13 protein-coding genes and 2 pseudogenes are annotated in these 19,120 nt (G+C 70.9%); 10 read left to right on the top strand and 5 right to left on the bottom strand.

Features of this window, described 5'->3' with window-relative positions; genetic code table 11:
- Positions 1 to 39: 39 nt before the first annotated feature.
- From ACWD4A_RS19010 to ACWD4A_RS18995, 4 genes and pseudogenes are all read left to right on the top strand, one after another.
- Positions 40 to 1,227 (top strand): thioredoxin family protein, encoded by a 1,188-nt coding sequence (locus ACWD4A_RS19010; RefSeq protein WP_451195241.1) that lies wholly within the window; start codon positions 40 to 42, stop codon positions 1,225 to 1,227.
- Between the two features lie 15 nt (positions 1,228 to 1,242).
- The gene (locus tag ACWD4A_RS19005) at positions 1,243 to 1,782 is read left to right on the top strand and encodes a GNAT family N-acetyltransferase (protein ID WP_451195239.1); all 540 of its coding nucleotides are present in this window, start codon (positions 1,243 to 1,245) and stop codon (positions 1,780 to 1,782) included.
- 172 nt (positions 1,783 to 1,954) lie between these two features.
- Positions 1,955 to 3,224: pseudogene (locus tag ACWD4A_RS19000) on the top strand (DUF692 domain-containing protein).
- Positions 3,225 to 3,280: 56 nt separating this feature from the next.
- On the top strand, positions 3,281 to 4,285 hold the full coding sequence (locus tag ACWD4A_RS18995) for a TIGR04222 domain-containing membrane protein (RefSeq protein WP_451195238.1): 1,005 nt from the start codon (positions 3,281 to 3,283) through the stop codon (positions 4,283 to 4,285).
- A 146-nt stretch (positions 4,286 to 4,431) separates the two neighbouring features.
- On the opposite strand, the gene ACWD4A_RS18990 is transcribed toward ACWD4A_RS18995, so the two are convergent.
- Positions 4,432 to 5,295 carry an SDR family NAD(P)-dependent oxidoreductase gene (locus ACWD4A_RS18990; protein ID WP_451195236.1) on the bottom strand — a complete coding sequence of 288 codons (864 nt, stop codon included), beginning with the start codon at positions 5,293 to 5,295 and terminating at the stop codon, positions 4,432 to 4,434.
- Between the two features lie 271 nt (positions 5,296 to 5,566).
- Here ACWD4A_RS18990 and ACWD4A_RS18985 point away from each other — a divergent pair, with 271 nt between their 5' ends.
- Positions 5,567 to 8,860, top strand: coding sequence for a DEAD/DEAH box helicase (locus ACWD4A_RS18985; RefSeq protein ID WP_451195234.1), 3,294 nt, complete (start codon positions 5,567 to 5,569; stop codon positions 8,858 to 8,860).
- Positions 8,861 to 8,980: 120 nt separating this feature from the next.
- Here the strand turns inward: ACWD4A_RS18985 and ACWD4A_RS18980 are convergent, their stop codons facing one another.
- Positions 8,981 to 10,099 (bottom strand): PP2C family protein-serine/threonine phosphatase, encoded by a 1,119-nt coding sequence (locus tag ACWD4A_RS18980; RefSeq protein WP_451195232.1) that lies wholly within the window; start codon positions 10,097 to 10,099, stop codon positions 8,981 to 8,983.
- Positions 10,100 to 10,196: 97 nt separating this feature from the next.
- Positions 10,197 to 11,003: a methyltransferase domain-containing protein gene (locus ACWD4A_RS18975; protein ID WP_451195230.1), complete on the bottom strand. Its 807-nt coding sequence runs from the start codon at positions 11,001 to 11,003 to the stop codon at positions 10,197 to 10,199.
- Positions 11,004 to 11,129: 126 nt separating this feature from the next.
- Here ACWD4A_RS18975 and ACWD4A_RS18970 point away from each other — a divergent pair, with 126 nt between their 5' ends.
- A complete protein-coding gene (locus ACWD4A_RS18970; RefSeq protein ID WP_451195228.1) occupies positions 11,130 to 12,377 on the top strand; it encodes a cytochrome P450 family protein in 1,248 nt (415 codons plus the stop codon).
- 224 nt (positions 12,378 to 12,601) lie between these two features.
- A complete protein-coding gene (locus tag ACWD4A_RS18965) occupies positions 12,602 to 13,432 on the top strand; it encodes a peptidoglycan recognition protein family protein (protein ID WP_451195226.1) in 831 nt (276 codons plus the stop codon).
- A 19-nt stretch (positions 13,433 to 13,451) separates the two neighbouring features.
- Here ACWD4A_RS18965 and ACWD4A_RS18960 read toward each other — a convergent pair whose 3' ends face one another.
- Complete coding sequence (locus ACWD4A_RS18960; protein WP_451195224.1) at positions 13,452 to 13,838, bottom strand: barstar family protein; 387 nt, start codon at positions 13,836 to 13,838, stop codon at positions 13,452 to 13,454.
- Between the two features lie 129 nt (positions 13,839 to 13,967).
- Here ACWD4A_RS18960 and ACWD4A_RS18955 point away from each other — a divergent pair, with 129 nt between their 5' ends.
- Positions 13,968 to 15,236, top strand: coding sequence for an exo-beta-N-acetylmuramidase NamZ family protein (locus ACWD4A_RS18955; protein ID WP_451195222.1), 1,269 nt, complete (start codon positions 13,968 to 13,970; stop codon positions 15,234 to 15,236).
- Positions 15,237 to 15,593: 357 nt separating this feature from the next.
- Positions 15,594 to 17,624 carry an ATP-binding cassette domain-containing protein gene (locus tag ACWD4A_RS18950; protein WP_451195221.1) on the top strand — a complete coding sequence of 677 codons (2,031 nt, stop codon included), beginning with the start codon at positions 15,594 to 15,596 and terminating at the stop codon, positions 17,622 to 17,624.
- A gap of 27 nt (positions 17,625 to 17,651) precedes the next feature.
- Here ACWD4A_RS18950 and ACWD4A_RS18945 read toward each other — a convergent pair whose 3' ends face one another.
- Positions 17,652 to 18,668: an alpha/beta hydrolase gene (locus tag ACWD4A_RS18945; protein ID WP_451195220.1), complete on the bottom strand. Its 1,017-nt coding sequence runs from the start codon at positions 18,666 to 18,668 to the stop codon at positions 17,652 to 17,654.
- Between the two features lie 347 nt (positions 18,669 to 19,015).
- Here ACWD4A_RS18945 and ACWD4A_RS18940 point away from each other — a divergent pair.
- A pseudogene (locus tag ACWD4A_RS18940) lies at positions 19,016 to 19,120 on the top strand (carbonic anhydrase); the annotation flags it as partial.

Here is a 19,120-nt window from a genome sequence, read left to right as displayed (position 1 = left end):
CGACCCGGTCCGCCAGGGTGCCTGCCTAGCATGGGGCACATGGGCAACAGGACTCGCATACTCCGCTTCCCGGCGCAGGGCCTCCCCGGCACGCTGATCAGCTATGTCGAGGGCGCCGACCCCGTGGAGTCGGAGGCCCGCGGCCCGGTCGAGTTCCCCGCCGGGGCCCGGTTGATCTACGCGACGGACGTGGCCGGTGACAGCCTCGCGGCCCTGGCCGAGCTGCCGTCCGACGTGTTCGTCGTCCTCGATCTGGGCGGCGCGACCGACGGGACGATCCGGTCGGTGGCGAACCAGCGCGGGCTCAAGACGCTCGTTCTGTCCGGTGACTTCACCGACGAAGGCGTCGCGGCGCTGGGAGGGCTGCCCGAACTGATCAATCTTGTCCTGGAATCACCGCGATTCACCGGTACCGGGCTGGCCGCGCTCGCCGGATCCGAGACCTTCGGCTCCCTGCGGAGTCTCGACCTCGGCGACGTCCCCGCCCTCGATCCGGAACAGTTGCGCGCCCTGGCAGAGGCGCGGCACCTGGAACACCTCACCGTCGAGAAGACCCGCGTCGACCACGCCCTGGCCGACGCCTTGCTCGCTCTTGTGCCCTCGCTGTCCGGGGTGTCGCTCACCGAACGTCCCGGCCACGCGCTCGATCTCGGCGTGCTGGAACGGCTGCTCGCCGCGGGACTCGAGGTGAACGGCGTCTCCGCGCCGCCGCACCACGCGGCCCGTTTCGCCCCTACCGCCGCCGATGCCGCGACCGCGGGGGAACTTTCCGACGACTCCTGCGGCTCCTGCGACTCCGACGGCTCCGACGACGAGGGGCCCGCCCGGCCGCGCGGCGGAGTGCTCCGCGAGGTCGTCGAGGAACGGGAACTCGACCGGCTCCTCGCCGGACCCGTGCCCGTACTGATCGGCCTGACCGCGCCCCGGTGCGGGCCCTGCGAGATCCTCGTCCCCGTCCTCGAGGACACTGTCGAGGCGTACGGCGCGGGCCTGGCCGGCGTCGTGATCGACATCGCCCGCGCGGAATGGGCCCGGCAGCGCTTCGACGCGCTGGGCGCGCCCACGGTGGTCCTGCTGCAGAACGGCAGGGAGGTCTCCCGGTTCAGCGGGGTCCGGCCCCGGCGGCAGATCGTGGGCTGGCTCACCGCGGCGGGCATCGCCGATGCCGCCCCCGGTTCCGTCGGTGGCGGCCCCCGGGAAATGGATTGCCCCGCCGACCGTGGTTGACGTTGGCTTGGTGGCATGACCGAACTGTGCACCGATCGTCTCCAGCTCCGTCGATGGCGGGATTCCGACCTCGCACCGTGGGCGGCGATGAACGCCGACCCCGAGGTCCGGGAACACCTGGGCGCTCCGCTCACGCGCGAACAGAGCGATGCCTCGGTCGCCTGTTTCCGGGCCGACTTCGCCGAGCGGGGTTACGGATGGTGGGCGGTCGAAGTACGGGCCACCGGCGAGTTCATCGGCTTCGCGGGACTGGACGACGTGGATGACGACATGCCGTTCACAGGGGTGGAGATCGGCTGGCGGCTCGCCCGTCCGGCCTGGGGGCACGGCTACGCCACCGAGGCCGCCTCGGCCACACTGGCCTTCGGCTTCGAGACCCTCGGACTCCCCGAGATCCTCGCGGTGACCACCGCCACCAACCGCCGCTCCCAAGCGGTGATGCGCCGCATCGGCATGACCCGGAACCCCGCCGACGACTTCGACGACCCCACCGTGCCCGAGGGACCGCTGCGCCCGAACGTGCTGTACCGGATCAGCCGCGGGACGAGGGCCTGAAACTCCGGGCCGCTTTTTCCCCCCGCCGCCCTTGAGCCCGGCCTCCCGGGCCGGACCTGGTGTGGCGTGGCGTGGTGTGACGTCCGAGGGTGTGCGCCGGGCGGGAGTTGACGTACGGTCGAGCCATATTCGGCGGCAGCGTCCGGCGCTGTGCGCGGGGAGGGGGACGGCGATGGGGGGCTCCGTTTCGGCCTGGCCCGCGCTCGGGGTGGGCCTGGGCTGGCGGGAGGAGATCGACGTCGTCGTGGAGCAGCTCCCGGGCGTCGAATGGGTCGAGGCCGTCGCCGAGAACATCTGCCCGGAGCATCTGCCCGCCTCGATCCGGCTCCTCCGTGAGCGTGGCGTCCCCGTGGTGCCGCACGGCGTCGCGCTCGGCCTGGGCGGAGCCGAGCTTCCGGACAGGGCCGGGCTGGCGCGACTGGCCCGGGTCGCCGGGGCGCTGGGAGCTCCGTTGGTCACGGAGCATCTGGCGTTCGTGAGGAGCGGAGGAATGGAAGCGGGGCACCTGCTGCCGGTGCCCCGTACGCGCGAGGCGCTGGGGGTGATCGCCGAGAACGTCCGGATCGCCCAGCAGGAGCTTCCCGTGCCTCTCGCGCTGGAGAACATCGCCGCGCATTTCGCCTGGCCCGAGGACGAGTTGACCGAGACGGAGTTCCTCACCGAATTGGTGGAGCGGACGGGCGTGGGACTGCTCGTCGATGTCGCCAACCTGCACACCAGGCGGGTCAATCTGGGCAGTGACGCCAGGGCCGAGGTCGCGGATCTTCCGGTGGAGGCGATCGCCTATGTGCACGTGGCAGGCGGTCGGCTGATCGACGGGGTCTGGTACGACTCCCATGAACACCCTGTGTCCCAGCCCATTCTCGAGTTGCTGGCGGATCTTTGTGGACGGATGGCGCCGCCCGGGGTACTGCTGGAGCGGGACGGGAATTACCCTCCCCCTCGTCGACTCGCCGGTGAACTGGAGGCGATCCGGCAGGTGGTGCAGGGGGTGGAGCAAGGTGTCGCATGACGCCGGCCACGCGGTCACCGCGGCTCGGACGCGCCTGAGGGAACGGCAGACGGCGCTGCTGGCCGCGCTGGTCGCCGGCGGTCCCGTGCCGGACGGCTTCGACGCGAGTGCGCTCCGCGTCCAGGCCCGTGTGCTGGTGGTGAAGCGCCGTGCCACGGTCGCCAAGGTGGGGCAGGAGTTGCCGCGGCTGCTCGGTCCCGGCTTCGACACGCTCTTCCTCCGCTATGCCCGCGAGCACCCGCTCACCGGCGGGTATCACGAGGATGCGCGCCGGTTCGCGGAGTGGGCCCGGTCCGCGGTGACGGATCCCGAAAAGCGGCAGGCGCTGGCGGACTGGCTGCGGCCGCGGGCGCCTTCACCTCCCGCGCCTTCACCTCCCGTACGGCGGAGGCGATGGTTCCGTCGCTCTGGAGCCCCTGCCGACCGCTGACCCCGTGTCATCAACCGCCCGGAGAACCACATCGCCCGGAGAGCCGAGGGGAATTCATGTGGGCCATACCGTTCCTCATATGCGCTGTGCTGGTGGCCACGAGCGCGTGGCGCGTACGCAGAGCACTTCTGGAAGCACAGCGCCTGTCCGCTCCCGGTGATCTCCCCGCGCGGGACTTGTCGCTGTACGGCGCCGCCTACCTCCATGGCGGCTCGGCGCGTGCGGCGACGACCGCCTTCGTGGCCATGCGGCTCGACGGCAGGCTGATCCTGTCGCGCTCCGGCACCGTCACGGCGACGGACCCCACCCCGCGCAACGCCGTCGAGGCCGCGATCATCGATGCGACCGGTGCCACCCGCCAGCGGAAGCTGACCGAGCTGAGCCGGGCCGTCATCAGCAGCACGGCGATCCACGCGATCCGCGAACGACTTCTCCGTCAGGGGCTGCTCCCCCGCCCCGAACATACGGGATTTTCGCGGAAGTTGACGAAATCCCGCGCTGCCCATGGCTGGATGCTCATGGTGCCGCTCGTTGTCGGGATGGTGACCGTGCCGCTCGCCGCGAAGACGGGGGACGGGGGGTTGCCGTCCCTGCTCGCCTTTCTCCTCCTTCTCGCGCTCGGATCGGTCCCACTGATCCACTACCGCCCTCCCGGCCCCGACCGGGCCACCAAGGCCGGCCGGGAACTGCTCGCGTCGTTGCGTGGTGACGATTCCCGGCAACCGGGCGACGAGGGGCTCGGCACCGAGGCCACCACTGCGCTCAGGCCCTTTGCGCTGGGGAGCACCGACCACGTTCCCGGCCTGTCGGACGACGAGGTGCGGGACCTCCTGCGCGAATTCGGGACCGGCCCCACAAGCTATCGGCGGTCGGCGGCCTCCACCGGCACCACGGCCGCCACGGGCCTGGCGGCGGCCGGTTACGCGAGCGGGTTCACCCCCTCCTCGGGCGGCGGATGCGGCACCGGCAGTGGCCATGACGGCGGTCACAGCGGATGTGGCGGGCACGGCGGATGCGGTGGCTGCGGAGGCGGGTGCGGAGGGTGTGGTTGCGGGGGCTGACATCGCCCGGCCCGGTGATCGCGGTCGGGCACGCCGCGGTACCGGGCGCGCGGCTGCGGTTCGGCGCTCCGGCCGACGGCGGAGCCGGGGTCGTGCCGGATCCTCCCGAGGGGCGGAGCGCCTGACCCGCTACCGCTTCGGCGTGGTCATCGTTCTCCGCGGACAGCCCGCGCGTTGTCCTGCCATGGCAGCAATGTCGGGTTCTCGCCGTTCAGGATCTGTGTCGTCCGGTGCTCGATGTGTCCGTTGTAGGCGGAGTCCGTCAGGACGTAGAAACGCTCCTCGCGCATCGCCTGCACCACCAGATCGCCGACGGCGCGGGGGCGGAGGCCGAGTGCGAACGCCTCCCGGGCGGCGTCGACGGACCAGTCGCCCGGACGCGGGCCCGCATCCGGGAAGCGGGCCGGCCGGTTGCGCTCGGAATGGAAGATGTTCGTGCCGACCAGGCCGGGGCACAGCACGGACACCCGCGGCTTGAAGCCACCGCTGACGAGTTCGAGATGAACGGTCTCCGACAGTGCGACGACGCCCGACTTCGTCACGCCGTACAGCGAGCCGCCCGTCAGCAGACCGGCCAGCGACGAGGTGTTGACGATGTGCGCGTCCTCGCCCTGCTCGATCATGACGGGCAGGAAGGTGCGGATTCCGTGCACGACACCCATCAGGTTCACCCCGAGGATCCATGCCCAGTCGTCGAGCGTGCTCTCCCAGCTCGGCCTGCTGCCGGTGTAGACGCCCGCGTTGTTGCACAGCACGTGTACCGCGCCGTATTTCGTGAGCGTGGCCTCCGCGAGCGAGGTGACTTCTTCCGCTTGCGACACGTCCGTCACGACGGCGTGTACGTCCGCACCCGCGTCACGCAGTTCGGCCGTCGTGACATGAAGTGCGGCCTCTTCCACATCGCTCAGCACCACGCGCATTCCCTTGTCGGCGAACGCCTCGGCCATTCCACGGCCGATACCACTCGCCGCACCGGTGATGACGGCGATTTTGCTCTTCAGGTCGTCCATATTCCCTCCGCATGGAAACGGGGCCGGGCCATGTTCACAGATTAGGGAACGAGCAGTTGGGCAACATCCACCCGCGGGCCGATGTATTCCGGCTCCCGCTCATTTACTCTGAAAATGGCGGAGGAAGAAGATGCGACCGCCAGGACGGACTCCCCGCCTCCCTTCTCCATCGGGCCCCTCCCCCGCCGGCAGGACGGGGCGATATTTCGAGGGCTCTCCACGCTGCGTAAGGTGCGGTGCGAACAGGGTTCGGCATGAGGGTGGGGGCGCAATGGCGGATGAGCAGCGGCGGCGGGCTCGGATCGTGGATTATTGGCGGGCGATCGAGCTGTTCAGTCCGCAGAGAGTCCCGGCCGTCTCCTCTCGTGAGCGTGTGTACGCGGTGACGGCGGACGGCCCCATGCCGTGGGAAGCGGGGCATCCGCTGCGGTCGGAGCCGCTGGAGCCGGGGTTGGTCTGGCAGCACGTGGTCTACGGCGGAACGTACGCGCTGCAAGCCGTGCGCGACACGTTGTTGGCCGTGTTCGGCGAGCGCGAAGAGGACCACGACGGGCGGACGGACGGCGAGAGCGCGCTGTTCGCCCTGACGGTGACCGACGGGGGCCACCTCCTGCTCGACTCCCCCGTGCTGTCCACATGTGCCTGGGCCACGGGCCGCGCGCTGTCCCCGGGGCCGGGCAGCCGGGGCTGGTTGAACGGCTTCGACGAGGACGCCGCCGTCTGGCTCTCCCGGGCCGCCGAACTGGGCGAGATCCCCGTCGACGAACTGCCGGGAACGGACGCCGACCTCACGGCCGATGACGACGATGACGACGGCGCGGACGAAGCGGATGAAGCGGACGAGGAAGAGGGCGGCGGGCACGTCGGCCAACGGAGGCTGACGGCCAAGGCACTGCTGGACTTCGTGGGCGACCTGACGGAAGCCTGGGGCGTGGCGGTGGCGCTGCGGCCGGACAACATACGTGTGCGCAGCATGGCGGTGCGTCGGAAGCAGGCTGCCGAGGCGGATCAGCAGGATTTCCTGAACAGCTTCATCGCTGCGGATCTGGGCCTGGTCGCGGACGCGCTGCGGACGCGCGACGGCGGTGCGGGGCTCGCCGCGTATCTCACGCCGGGTGCCGGGGTGAACTCCGCCTGGCGGATCGATCTGCGCGAGCGGCCGCAGGTCGCGCTCGACGGGGTGGCGCCTCCGCTGACCCCTGCCGGGCGCTGGCCGGCCGAGCCGGGCCATCCCCTCGCCCTGAGCCAGCAGTTCGCCGTGAACGCCATCTGGTCCGAACTCGCCACGGCGGAAGGGGTCTTCGCGGTGAACGGTCCGCCCGGGACGGGCAAGACCACGATGCTGCGGGACTGTTTCGCCGCGGTCATCGTGGAGCGCGCCACGCGGCTGGCCGCCCTGCGGCTGCCCTCGCAGGCCTACGCGGACCAGGCTCCGTACACCTGGAAGAGCGGCGACTACACCCGCACCGTCACTCCGTTGCGGCCGGAGTTCACCGGCTTCGAGATGGTGGTCGCTTCCGCGAACAACGGGGCGGTGGAGAACATCTCCACCGAGATACCCGCCCGCGCGGCGCTGGGCGACCAGTGGAAGGAGGAGGCGGATTACTTCGCCGAGCAGGCCACCCGGTTGCTCAAGGGCACTCCGGCGTGGGGGGTGGCCGCGGCCCGGCTGGGCAGCAAGAAGAACCGCGTGGAGTTCGTCAACCGGCTCTGGCACGGCAAGTACAAGATGACCGATGCCGGTGCGCCGCAGCCGCCGCGGCGGCCGGCCCGGCAGGGCCGTAACGCCTGGGTCGACAGCGAGCGCGGGCTGGCCCATACCTTGCGGGAGTGGATGAAGGCGCCCCAGGGCGGTGTGTGGCGGCAGGCCAAGGAGCGTTTCCAGGCCGCGCACGGCGAGGTGGAGCGGCTGCGGGCCGAGCGCGCGGATGCCGCGGCCGCGTCGGAAGGTCTGCCCGCCGCCCGGTCGAGGCTGCACGCGGCACACCGGTCCGTCACCGAGGCCGCCGCCCGGCTGGAAGGGCTCCGCCATGCGCTTCCGGACGCCGAGGGGGCCTTGGAGCGGGCCGAAGCGCGGTTGCACGGCGCGCGGGAAGAGCACGAGGCGCATCTCGCGCGGCGCCCGGGGTTCGTGGTGAGTCTGTCCACGCTGGGGCGGGCGGCGAGGGAGTGGCACCGTACCGAGCAGGAGCTCGCGGCCCGCGTCGGCGAGGCACGCGAGGGCCGCGACACCGCGCACACGGCACTGGACGGGGCACGGCGGAAGGTGGCGCAGGCGGCGCACGAGCACACCGCCCGCGAGCGGGCACGGGATGACGAGGCGGCACGTCTCGCCGCCCTCGAAGCCGTCGTCGCGCAGGCGCGGGCCGCCTGGGGCGACCATGTGCCCCAGGACGGGTGGCTCACCGACGACGCCCGGCGTGAACTGGCCGCGCCCTGGGCGGACGAGGACATCAGCCGTGCGCGCAGCGAGCTGTTCCTCGCGGCCCTCGGTCTGCACGAGGCGTTCCTGCGGTGTACCGCGCGCACGGCGTACGCCAACCTCATGGCCGCCATGGACGCCGTCACCAGCGCCGTGCCCAGGACCGTGCCCGGGAGTCATCTGCACGCCGCGTGGCAGAGCCTGTTCCTGCTCGTCCCGGTCGTCTCGACCACCTTCGCGTCCCTGGACCGGGTCTTCGGCCGTCTCGGACGCCAGGCGCTGGGCTGGCTGTTCATCGACGAGGCCGGCCAGGCCACTCCGCAGATGGCCGTCGGCGGGATGTGGCGCGCGCGGCGCACCGTGGTGGTCGGTGATCCCCTGCAGCTCGAACCCGTCGTCGTCCTGCCGTGGACCGCCCAGCGCGCGCTGGGCGCCGAATTCGGTGTCGGCGAGGAATGGGCCCCCAGCCGTACCTCGGTCCAGCAGCTCTGCGACCGCACCAACCGCTACGGCACCCTGCTGCCCGCCGAACTCCCCGACGGCACGCTCGAGGTGTGGGTGGGCAGCCCCCTGCGCGTCCACCGGCGCTGCGACGACCCGATGTTCGGCGTCAGCAACGCCATCGCCTACGACAACCTCATGGTGCACGGCACCCCGCGTCGCGACCCCTACCGCTACCGGCCCCGCAGTTGCTGGGTGCACGTGGCGGGCGGCCAGGCCGACGGCCACTGGATACCCGAGGAGGGCCGGGCCCTGCGCCGCATCGTGGAGCGGCTGCGCGACGAGAGCGGCATCGACCTCGCCCAGGATGTGTACGTCATCAGCCCGTTCCGCGCTGTTGTCCGCGGCGCGCAGAAAGCCTGTCACGGCCTCCTGCCCGACAGCCGCGTCGGTACCATCCACACCACCCAGGGCAAGGAGGCCGACGTGGTCATCCTGGTGCTGGGCAGCGACCCGCGCCGCCCGGGGGCCCGCGCCTGGGCCGCCTCCCGCCCCAACCTCCTCAATGTCGCCGTCAGCCGGGCCAAGCGCCGCCTGTTCGTCGTCGGCAATCGTGAGCTCTGGCGCGACCAGAGGTACTTCGGCACTCTGGCCGACGCCTTGCCCGTGCACGACTGGACGGCCGGAGAACGCCCCGCATAGAAGCGCCGTACGGCGCATATTTATCCGCCGTGTGCCCTTCGGCCGCTCCGAGGCGCGTGGCAGCGGCCTGTCGCTGTCACGCCGAACCACCGACACCCGCCGCGCCCGGGGCCGCGCGGCTCAGGTGACGGGCCCGGTCCACGTCGGATGGACGCGTTCGACCGCGATGAGGGCCACGTCGTCGTCCAGCGGGGCACCCACATGGACCAGCAGATCGGCGGCGACCTTCCGCACCAGCGCCGCGGGACTGTCGACGGCCGCCCAGGTGCCGACCCGTTCGGCCAGGGGGTAGAAGTCGCCGTGGCGGTCGCGGGCCTCGGTCACCCCGTCGGTGTAGAGCAGGAGCAGGTCGCGCTGCTCGAAGTCGAACGTGGCGGGCTCGTACGAGGCTTCGCTCAGTCCTCCCAGGCCCAGCGGCGGGGAGGGGTGGCTGACCTGCAGGGCCGTCGCCTTGCCCTGGTGCAGTTTCAGGGGAGGCGGGTGTCCGCAGCTGATCATGTGGATCAGCGGCTGGTCGTCGGGGATGTCCACCACGGTCGCGGTCACGAACCGCTCCCCCACGTCCTGGTCCCCCTGCGGGAACTCCGCCAGCCCCCAGGAAACGCTCCCCTCCAGATAGGCCACGAGCTCCGGCAGAGGGGCTTGCCGGTGTGCCGCCGCGCGGAAGGCCCCCAGCAGCAGCGCGGTGTCGCTGATGGACCCCAGCCCTTTGCCGCGGACGTCCCCGATGAGCAGCCGCGTCCCGTGGGGCATACGGGCGGCCGCGTACAGGTCCCCGCCGACGTGTGCCTCGTCGTCCGCGGCCTGGTAGCAGGAGGCGATCCGCAGCGGGCCGATCCGCTCGGGGAGCGGGCGCAGCACGACGCGTTGCGCGGCCTCCGAGACCGTGCGTACGCGTGCCAGCTCCCGGGTGCTCCGTTGGATCAGGTTGCAGTACACCACCAGGAACCCCGAGATGACCGCGAGAGCGGTGCTCTGCATCCAGATGTTCAAGGTGTACAGGGCGTCCCGCTCGACCCCGATCATCACCTGGGCCACCACGGCCAGTGCCCCGACGGCCGCGGTCAGGCGGGGGCGGGCGGCGGTGACGGTGACCGCGGGGGCGACGATCAGCAAGGGACCGAGGTGGACGTCGGGCGGCGACCCGATGTCGACCGTCGCGACCACGGCCATCAGCAGCAGTGGAATCGCGACCGGCCGGGACCTCTGCCACACCTCTGAGCCCGAAACGAATCGCACTCTTCCTGCATACACCCCGTACGGGCATCCCGCACGGATCACCCGGGCCCGGGACCCGCCGCCTCGCCCGAGGCGGCGCCTCCCGCACGGGCGGGGTCTACACGGGCAGGGTCGCGGACGTGAGGAAGTAGGTCACCGCGTACAGGAACCGCCGGTCGCGGATGGCATCGTCGAGGAGTGTGTTGAAGCGGTGTGCCTCCGACCGGTCGAGGTGGCCGCGGTCGGCGAAGGCGTCGGCCCAGTCGCGGATGCCCATGGTGCGGTCCACCGTCCTCTGATCGCGGACGAGGAGGACACGGGCCTCGACCTCGACGTCCCGCAGCCCGCGTGCGGTGAGGAGGCCTGCGGCTCTGCGGGCGAAGGTGCCGTGCCGGATGCTGGCCTTCTGTCGCAAGGTGAGGATTTTGGCGGCGAGGTCGTGGTCCCCGATGTCGAGTGCCTGGGTCGCGGTGTCGGGATCGCACACGACGACGCGCCCTCCGGGCCGGATGACACGCAGCATCTCGTACAGGGCCTGCTCGGGATCGTCGACGTGCTGGAGCACGCGATCGGCCCATGCGCCGTCGAACGTGGCGTCCTTGAAGGGCAGCCGGTGGACATCGGCGGCGGCCACCCGCGGCAGACCCGTCGCCGTCTTCATCGCGGCACACATGGCCATGGACAGGTCGCATGCGGTGACCTGGGCACCGGTCTCTCCCGCGAGTCGGCCGGCGGCGTCCCCGGTCCCGGCGCCCACATCGAGGAACCGCTGACCGGGCCGGGCCCGCAGCAGCTCACGCAGGCGCCGCTTGTAGGCGACGAAGAACGGTTCGGCTTCCAGTCGGTTCAGCGAGGCGACGAGACGCCTCGGATCAGGGTGGGCATCGATGTCGGAGAAGGCGTGCGGCACATAGCGGTCGGCCATGAGGAGTCACCTTACCGGCGTGGTCGTACGGTCGTGCGGGGTAGGACAGCGGGCAGGCCGACGCGGCTTGCCACGCCCGGCAGTTGATCCAGCGGTCGGCCGTCCGCCTCTCCGTAGGAGCCTCAGATGCAGGACCGATCCGACGCACCGCACCGTCTCGACCCGACCGGGGCCGGTCAGCACGCGGCCAATGAACGGCTGCGCGCGCGGGGCCCGGCCGTTCCGGTGGTGCTGCCCGACGAGGTCGCCGCCGTGGCGATCACGCGGCACGAGGAGCTGAAGGAGTTCCTCGCCCATCCCGACGTCGCCAAGAACGCACGCCACTTCACGGCGCTGCGCGAGGGCGCGATTCCGCCGGGGTGGCCGCTGGCCATGTTCGCCACCGTCGAGGGCATGACCACCGCGGACGGGGACGACCACCGTCGGCTGCGCGGGCTCGTCACCCAGGTCTTCACCCCTCGCCGCATCGACGGATTACGGCCGCACATCGAGGAACTGACGGATCGTCTGCTGGACGCGCTCGGTGAGGCCGCGCTCGACGGGCGGACCGGCGCGGCGGGGGTGGTCGACCTGCGTGAGCATTTCGCCCTTCCGCTGCCCATGGCCGTCATCGGTGAACTCCTGGGCGTCGACGAGGACATACAGGGCAGACTGCACGAGCTGTCGACGCTGATCGTGAGCACCACGACCACCCCCGAGCAGGTCCTGGCCGTCAACCGCGAGATGGCCGACGTCCTCGGTCTCGTCGTCACCCGGCGCCGTGCGGCCCCGGGCGACGACCTCACCAGTGCGCTCCTGGCCGCGCAGGCCGAGGACGGCGACCGGCTCACCGGCCGCGAACTGGTCGGCACCCTGCTGCTGATGGTCGTCGCGGGGCACGAGACCACGCTCAATCTGATCACCAACGCGGTACGGGCGCTGTGCGCGCACCCGGAGCAGCTCGCGCTGGTGCGCGCGGGGAAGGCCGACTGGGCGGACGTGGTCGAGGAGACCCTGCGCTACGACAGCCCCGTGAGCTTCTTCCCGTTCCGGTATCCGACCCGTGACCTGACGGTCGGCGGCACGGTCGTCCCGCGGGGCACTCCCGTCCTCGCCTCGTACACCGCCGCGGGCCGCGACGAGCGCGCGTACGGCCCCGACGCGGCCCGCTTCGACGTCACCCGCCGCCCGGCGGCCCGCCATCTCTCCTTCGGCCATGGCCCGCACTACTGCCTGGGGGCACCGCTGGCACGGCTGGAGGCGACGGTCGCCCTGGGCGCGCTGTTCGCCCGCTACCCGGACCTCGCGCTCGCCGTCCCCGACCACGATCTGCCTCCGCACCCGAGCTTCGTGGGGAACAGCGCGGAGGTGCTGCCGGTGCGGCTTCAGCCATAGAACGGCCCCCCAGCAGGCCGTGGGGCCGGGGGCGCGACCCCTGCGTGAAAACCCGGAGAGCTCCGGTGAAACTCCCGTCCTGGCAAGGGACTTGCCGATGAATGCCTGCCTTCGCGGGGCTGCCGGATTCCGTGGTGCGGAAGCTACAGTCGACGCGGAGGGCGCCGTAGCCGGGCTGCCGAATCCTGCCGCGGGTCCGACCGGAGAGAAGGGGCTTTCGACCCATGACCGGACATGCCGAGAGATCCTGGATGGGACGCCGCGGTCTGCTGAACGGGGCACTGGCGGGCGGGGCCGCCGTGGTGGCCGGGAATTCCTTCCTCGCGCCGGAAGCACAGGCGGGAACGAGACCGGCGCATGACTGTCCCGTACGCCGTCCCCGGCTCCACACCCGCGAGGAATGGCGGGCCGCTCCGCCCGGAGATCCCCACGGCGTCAAGGTCGAACCGTTCGCGCCGGCGCTGATCGTGATTCACCACATGGACTACCCGAACACCACCGACTATTCGCTGGAGCACGCTTTCCAGCTGTCCAGGGACTGCCAGTACGACCACATGCACAACAACGGGTGGAACGACATCGGCCAGCAACTCACCATCAGCCGCGGCGGCTTCCTCATGGAGGGCCGGTACCGGTCCGCCGAGTCCATCCGGGACGGCGAGCATGTCATCGGAGCGCAGGTCGCCAACTGGAACACCGCGAGCCTCGGCATCGAGAACGAGGGCACGTACATCACGGAAGTCCCGCCCGACGCACAGTGGCGGACGCTCGTCGCGACCTGCGCCTGGCTGTGCGACACCTACGGGCTCTCCCCGATGACCGCGCTCGTCGGCCACCGCGACCTCAACCAGCCCGGTACCCGCCTCGCCACCGAGTGCCCCGGCAACGCCCTCTACAAGCGGCTGCCCGGACTGCGCGAACAGGTCTCCCGGGCCATGGGCCTCCCCATCGGGGACGGCTCCCCCAACCACGTGGCGGAGGACGTTCCCGCTTCGACGCCGTCCCGGGGCAAGGACCACGGACCGGCAACGGGCCCCTTGGACCCCACCCGCTGACGGAGCGCCCCTCGGCATGTCACTGCAGCCGCAGGACGCCGGGGGCGCGGTCCTCGAAGATCTCGACCAGCCAGTCGAAGACGGTTGTCCCGTACTCTCCGCGGGCCATGGCCAGATCGGCACCGACAGCAGGACGGTTCGTGGGGTGGCAGCGCGAGAGGCGGATCTCCAGCTGCCGAGCCGTCTCCGCATGGCCCAGAGATTCGCGAGACGCCTTGTGGTCCTGCCACTCGACGACGAAGTCACCGTCGTCAGGCGTTCCGAAACCGCCGCCGAGGCAGTCGGCGAAGGCATCGAGGTTCCTGCCGAAGTAGCCACCGGGACCGTTGACCGCCTCACCGATGACTCGCCAGAAGTCTTCCAGCGTCCTGATCCGCGTGCCGTCCAGCACGTATGTCGCTGTCACGGTTCGCAGGATACGGGCGGCCCGGTGACCGCGCCCATCCGTTGTGAACTCGTGCTGTCCGGAAGCCATCCGCTGCCTCTGGCGTGCCACGCGCGGATCCAGCACCCGCGGTCGATACGCTTCGCTTCCGTGGAAACTCCTCGCAGGACATTCCTGGCGGTCTGCACGGCGACGGCACTCACCACCGCGGGCAGGGCGTCGTCAACCGCCGCCCCCTCGCACGGAGAAGGCGGCCGAAGCCGAGTGAAGTCCGGATTCGAGCGACTCGCCGACGACGGCTACCGCCTCCTTCAGGGCCAGAAGGTCGGCGTCCTCACCAACATGAGCGGCGTCACCGCCGACGTCCAGGGCATCGTCGATGTCATGCACCGTGATCAACGCGTGGACGTCACCGCGATCTTCACGGGAGAACATGGATACCGCGGCGCCCCGCAGGCCGGACACTCCGAGGGCGACAGCACCGACAAGCCCACGGGCCTTCCCGTTTTCGACACCTACCTCAAGAGCGGCAAGCAGCTCGCCGATGTCATCCGCGCCTCGAAGGTCGACACCGTCGTCTACGACTTCCAGGACTGCGGGGCCCGGTTCTTCACCTGCAACTGGACCCTGTTCGACGCCATGGTCGCCGCCGCGATGGCAGGGCGGCACTTCGTCGTACTGGACCGTCCCAACCCCGTCACCGGGCGCCAGGCTCTGGGGCCGGTGCTGGACAAGAGATTCGCCAGCTTCGTCGGCCGGGAACCGATCGCTCAGGCACACGGAATGACTCCCGGCGAGCTCGCCCTGCTGTTCAACGGAGAATTCGTCGAAGCGGCCGCCGGCCGGGCGGTCGAGCTGGACGTCGTGCAGCTCTCCGGCTGGAAGCGCGAACACTTCTACGATGCCACCGGCCTGCCCTGGGTGCCGCCGAGCCCGAACATGGCCACCCCCGACACCGCACTCGTCTACTCCGGCACCTGCCTGTTCGAAGGCACCAACCTCTCCGAGGGACGAGGCACCGTCCGCCCCTTCGAAATGCTCGGCGCCCCCGGCATCGACGGCCGCTGGGCCCACGCCGTATCCGAACTCGGCCTGCCCGGCGTGTACTTCCGCGAGGCCTACTACACGCCCACCTTCGACAAGTACCAGGGCAAGAGCGTAGGGGGCCTGCAGATCCACGTCCACGACCGCGCCGCCTACGACCCCGTGCGCACCGCCCTCGCGCTCCTGGTCACGGCGAAGCGCACCTGGGACGGCTTCGCCTGGAACGAGGACCACTTCATCGACCACCTCTACGGCTCCGACCGGCTGCGCACCATGATCGACGCCGGGGCGCACATCGACGACATCGAAGGCTCCTGGCAAGAAGACCTGGAAGCCTTCCGCACCGTACGCCGGCGCCACCTCCTCTACACCTGATCCAGGAGAGCCCGGCCACTCGGCGACAATCCCCCGTACGGGTTGCCACCACCTCACGAGTGAATCGAACGAACACCCCTCGGCACCCCTTCTCAACGCTCCCAGGGCCGTCACCCCCCCTCAAGCCGATTTCCCGCACATGCGCGCGACGAATACCCCGTAACGGAGCAGTGGCACCCTTCGTTCTCCGAGCACCCGTCCGAAGTGCCGTCAACGAAGGAGCACCTTTGCGTCCCGCCTTGACGTCGTCGGATCCCACCCGCTCTTCGAACGCGACAACCCCGTCCGCGAAGCGGACCTGCAGCTCGTCCACGTCAACAGCCTGCCGGTTACCTCCATGTCCGAAGGGAGACACACGTGAGCAGCAAGTCGGAGAACAATGCGGGGAGGGTTCCCCGCCCCCGGCCCCGCCGCACGCCGCCGCCACTGCCGCTGCCTCCGGCCGAGGCCGCGGCCGCCCCCGAGGGCGAAGAGGTCGGTGACGAGCTCAAAGGCGCCTACTGGATGCAGTGGGACGGCGAAGCCGCGCGGACCAGCGTGTGGCGGATCATCGGCCGGCTGCCGTCGATCAGCCGCAAAGTGCTGGGCATGGCGTGGCAGGCCGACCCGCGCGCTACCGTCATGGTGGTGACGCTCCAGCTCGGCTCGGCGTTCATGAGCGCGTTCGGGCTGCTGGCCTCGGTGCGGGTGCTGTCCGCGCTCTTCGCCGAGGGCGCGACCCCCGACCGCATCCGCAACGCCCTGCCGTCCCTTGCCGTGGTCGCGGTGCTGATGGCGGCGCAAGGGCTGCTGGACTTCGGTGTCGCACGCGGCCAGGCCGTCCTCACCCCGAAGGTGCGCCGGGCGGTGGAGACGGAGTTCCTGCGCCTGAGCGCGCACGTGCGTCTCGAAGCGGTCGACGACGCGAGCTGGTCCGACGACGCGAACAAGGCCAACGACCGCGGCCTGTACTACATGCGCCAGGCCATCCCCCAGCTCATCGCGCTCGCCCACGCCCTGCTGGCCCTCATCGGGTCCGCGGGTGTACTGGCCGTTCTCCACCCCTTGTTGCTCCCCCTGCTGGTGATCTCCGTGATCCCGCAGGGGTATGCGGCGGTCCGTTCGGCTCGCCAGAGGTTCCTCTCCCACAGCCGCTACAGCAATCTCCAGCGTCGCATCCGGCTCTTCACCTGGCTGCTGCTCGACCGTGACTCCGCGCCGGAGGTGCGTTCTTCCACCGCCCAGCGCGCGCTGCTGGAGGAACACGAGCGCTTCGCCCGGCGGATCGAGGAGGAGGATGCCCGTCTCGGGCGCGAGGAGGCACACGTCGCGCTGCTCGGCCGGGCCGTGGGAGGTGTGGCGGTGGGGGCGACCTATGCGGTGCTGGCGTGGATGACGTCCACGGGATGGCTGCCGCTGGCGGCCGGAGGCGGCGCGTTCCTCGCGATCCGTGCCAGCAGGGGCACCCTCGTCAGCGTCGTCACGGCCATGCACCTCATGTACGAGCACGCGCTGTGGATCGAGGATCTCCACGGCTTCCTGGAGCGGTGCCGCACTCTGCAGCCGCGCCGCACCGGCCGTCGGCTGCCGGGCCAGGTGGGGACCATCGCCGTCACCGATGTCGAGTACGCCTACCCCGAGGCCGTCGGGCCCGCGCTGCGCGGGGTGTCGATGACGCTGACGGCGGGCTCGACCGTGGCGTTCGTCGGAGCCAACGGCTCGGGCAAGTCGACCATGGCGAAACTGCTGGCCGGCCTGTACGCGCCGACCTCGGGCACCATCCGCTGGGACGGTGTGGAAGTGCGGGAGGTGGATGCCGAGAGCGTCCAGGCCCAGGTCGGCATGGTGTTGCAGGACCCGGTCGAGTGGCCGCTCACCGCGCTGGCGAATGTCACCATCGGCGCGGGCACGATCACCACCGCCGACCCCGAGCGGGCCCGGCGGGCCGTCGCCGGGTCCGGGGCGGACCACGTCATCGCGGGGCTGCCGCAGCAGTGGGCCACACCGCTGTCCAAACGGTTCAAAGGCGGTCAGGAACTCTCCGGCGGGAACTGGGCGAAGATGGCCGTCGCCCGGGGCCTGTACAAGGACGCCGCCGTGCTGGTGCTGGACGAGCCGACCGCGAGCATGGACCCCCGCGCGGAGCACGCCGTCTACCGCTCCGTCCTCCACGGCCCGCGCCGCCCGGACCGCATCACCGTCCTGATCTCCCACCGGCTCGCCAGCGTGACCGAATGCGATCACATCTATGTCTTCCAGGACGGCCGCGTCATCGAATCCGGCGACCATCGCACGCTGATGAAGCACACCGGCGCGGACGGCCGACCGGGCGAGTACCGGCAGATGTTCCTCCTCCAGGCGGCCGCGTACCAGGTGGATTCGGCCACCGGGAGGGGAGGAGCCGGGTGACACCGTCACCACCTGCCCGTAACGTGCTCAACGGGCAGGTCCGTTGCTCGCATCGGACTGCGCATCGGCCTGTGTATCGGACTGCGTGAGGATGCGTCGGAGCCAGCGGGAACGGGCGTCGCGGGCATCCCGGCTGAGAGCCGCCTGTGGCGCGAAGGTGTCGAAGCCGTGGCAGGCTCCGGGCCATACGTGCAGTTCGGCCTGGCCACCGGCCTGCCAGATCGCGTTGGCATAGGCCACGTCCTCGTCCCTGAAGGTCTCGGCCGACCCGACCTCGATGTAGGCCGGGGGCAGTCCGGACAGATCCGTGGCGCGGGCGGGAGCCGCGTAGGGCGGCAGGTCCGCGGCGCCGTACCGGTCGCCCAACAGCGCCTGCCACGCGGTCGCGTTGGAGGCTCGGTCCCAGGTGTCGACACCGGCCATCTGGTGGCTGGAGAAGGTGTCGCCGCGGTCGTCGAGCATCGGGCACAGGAGCAGTTGCCCGATCGGCGTGGGCCCGCCCCGGTCACGGGTGAGCAGGGCGAGTGCCGCGGCGAGTCCGCCGCCTGCGCTCTTCCCTCCGACGACGACGCGGTCCGCGTCGACGCCCAGTTCGGCCGCGTGCTCGGCCGCCCAGACGAATCCGGCGTAACAGTCCTCCACCGGTCCGGGGTACTGCGTCTGCGGTGCCAGCCGGTACTCGACGGAGATGACGGCCAGCTCCAGCGTGAGGGCCCATTCACGCAGCAGTTGCGGAAGCACGGACCACGCGTTGCCCATGATCATTCCGCCGCCGTGCATGTAGTACAGCAGCGGCAGCGGCCCGGTGGTCCCGGCCGGCCGCGCGCTCACGAGGGTGACGTCCTGCCCGCCCGGCACTCCCGGCACACGCAGTTCGTCCACCTCGAAGCGGCCGTCGGCCCGGAGGTCCCGGACCGTCGGCCTGGGCCGGACCGCGGCATCCCGCTCCTGCCGGGCCGCGAGGTTCTCCGGGGTGAGCGGCTCCCTCGCCCCGTCCCCCAAAGCCGCCAGCGCCACGCTCAGTTCGGGGTCGAGAGGGGGCACGCCCCAAGCCGTCGGGACAGGGCCGGGCTCCGACGGTATGTCACCGGCACTCACGACAGACCGTCCCTCCGGGCGAGGGAATACCGGCCGACGTCCTGGCCGGAACAACCCGTCGGCACGTCCGTGCATACGAGGAAAGCTCGCGCGAGATCCATGCGGCGTAGTCAATCATCTGCCGGGCGGACGACCGCGTCGACCCTGACGGCCGGCATCACAGGCGGCTATAGACCAAACCAATAGGAGTCATGGTTATTGCATATTGGACGCTATAGGTGCAGGTCGTACATGGTGGATCTCGTCAGCCCGACGGGCCGGCATCACCGAAGGGAGTGACCATGCACCACCTCTCCGAGGGCCTCGCGGCCAGCATCGAGTACGCCGTCGCCGCACTGGGCGTCACCGACATCGTCGTCTGCGGACACTCCGCCTGCGGCGCCATGACCGCCCTCGCC

Source organism: Streptomyces sp. NPDC002537, from assembly GCF_053594975.1.
Note: the sequence above shows the minus strand (reverse complement) of the source record. Positions and strands in the feature narration are given on the sequence as shown.

What these genes read in the sequence shown, in the direction of transcription:
- ACWD4A_RS18990 (WP_451195236.1), bottom strand. Translation starts at nt 5,295, where the DNA reads ATGGACGACCTGAAGAGCAAAATCGCCGTCATCACCGGTGCGGCGAGT.
- ACWD4A_RS18965 (WP_451195226.1), top strand. Translation starts at nt 12,602, where the DNA reads ATGACCGGACATGCCGAGAGATCCTGGATGGGACGCCGCGGTCTGCTG.
- ACWD4A_RS19010 (WP_451195241.1), top strand. Translation starts at nt 40, where the DNA reads ATGGGCAACAGGACTCGCATACTCCGCTTCCCGGCGCAGGGCCTCCCC.
- ACWD4A_RS18970 (WP_451195228.1), top strand. Translation starts at nt 11,130, where the DNA reads ATGCAGGACCGATCCGACGCACCGCACCGTCTCGACCCGACCGGGGCC.
- ACWD4A_RS18985 (WP_451195234.1), top strand. Translation starts at nt 5,567, where the DNA reads ATGGCGGATGAGCAGCGGCGGCGGGCTCGGATCGTGGATTATTGGCGG.
- ACWD4A_RS18975 (WP_451195230.1), bottom strand. Translation starts at nt 11,003, where the DNA reads ATGGCCGACCGCTATGTGCCGCACGCCTTCTCCGACATCGATGCCCAC.
- ACWD4A_RS18995 (WP_451195238.1), top strand. Translation starts at nt 3,281, where the DNA reads ATGTGGGCCATACCGTTCCTCATATGCGCTGTGCTGGTGGCCACGAGC.
- ACWD4A_RS19005 (WP_451195239.1), top strand. Translation starts at nt 1,243, where the DNA reads ATGACCGAACTGTGCACCGATCGTCTCCAGCTCCGTCGATGGCGGGAT.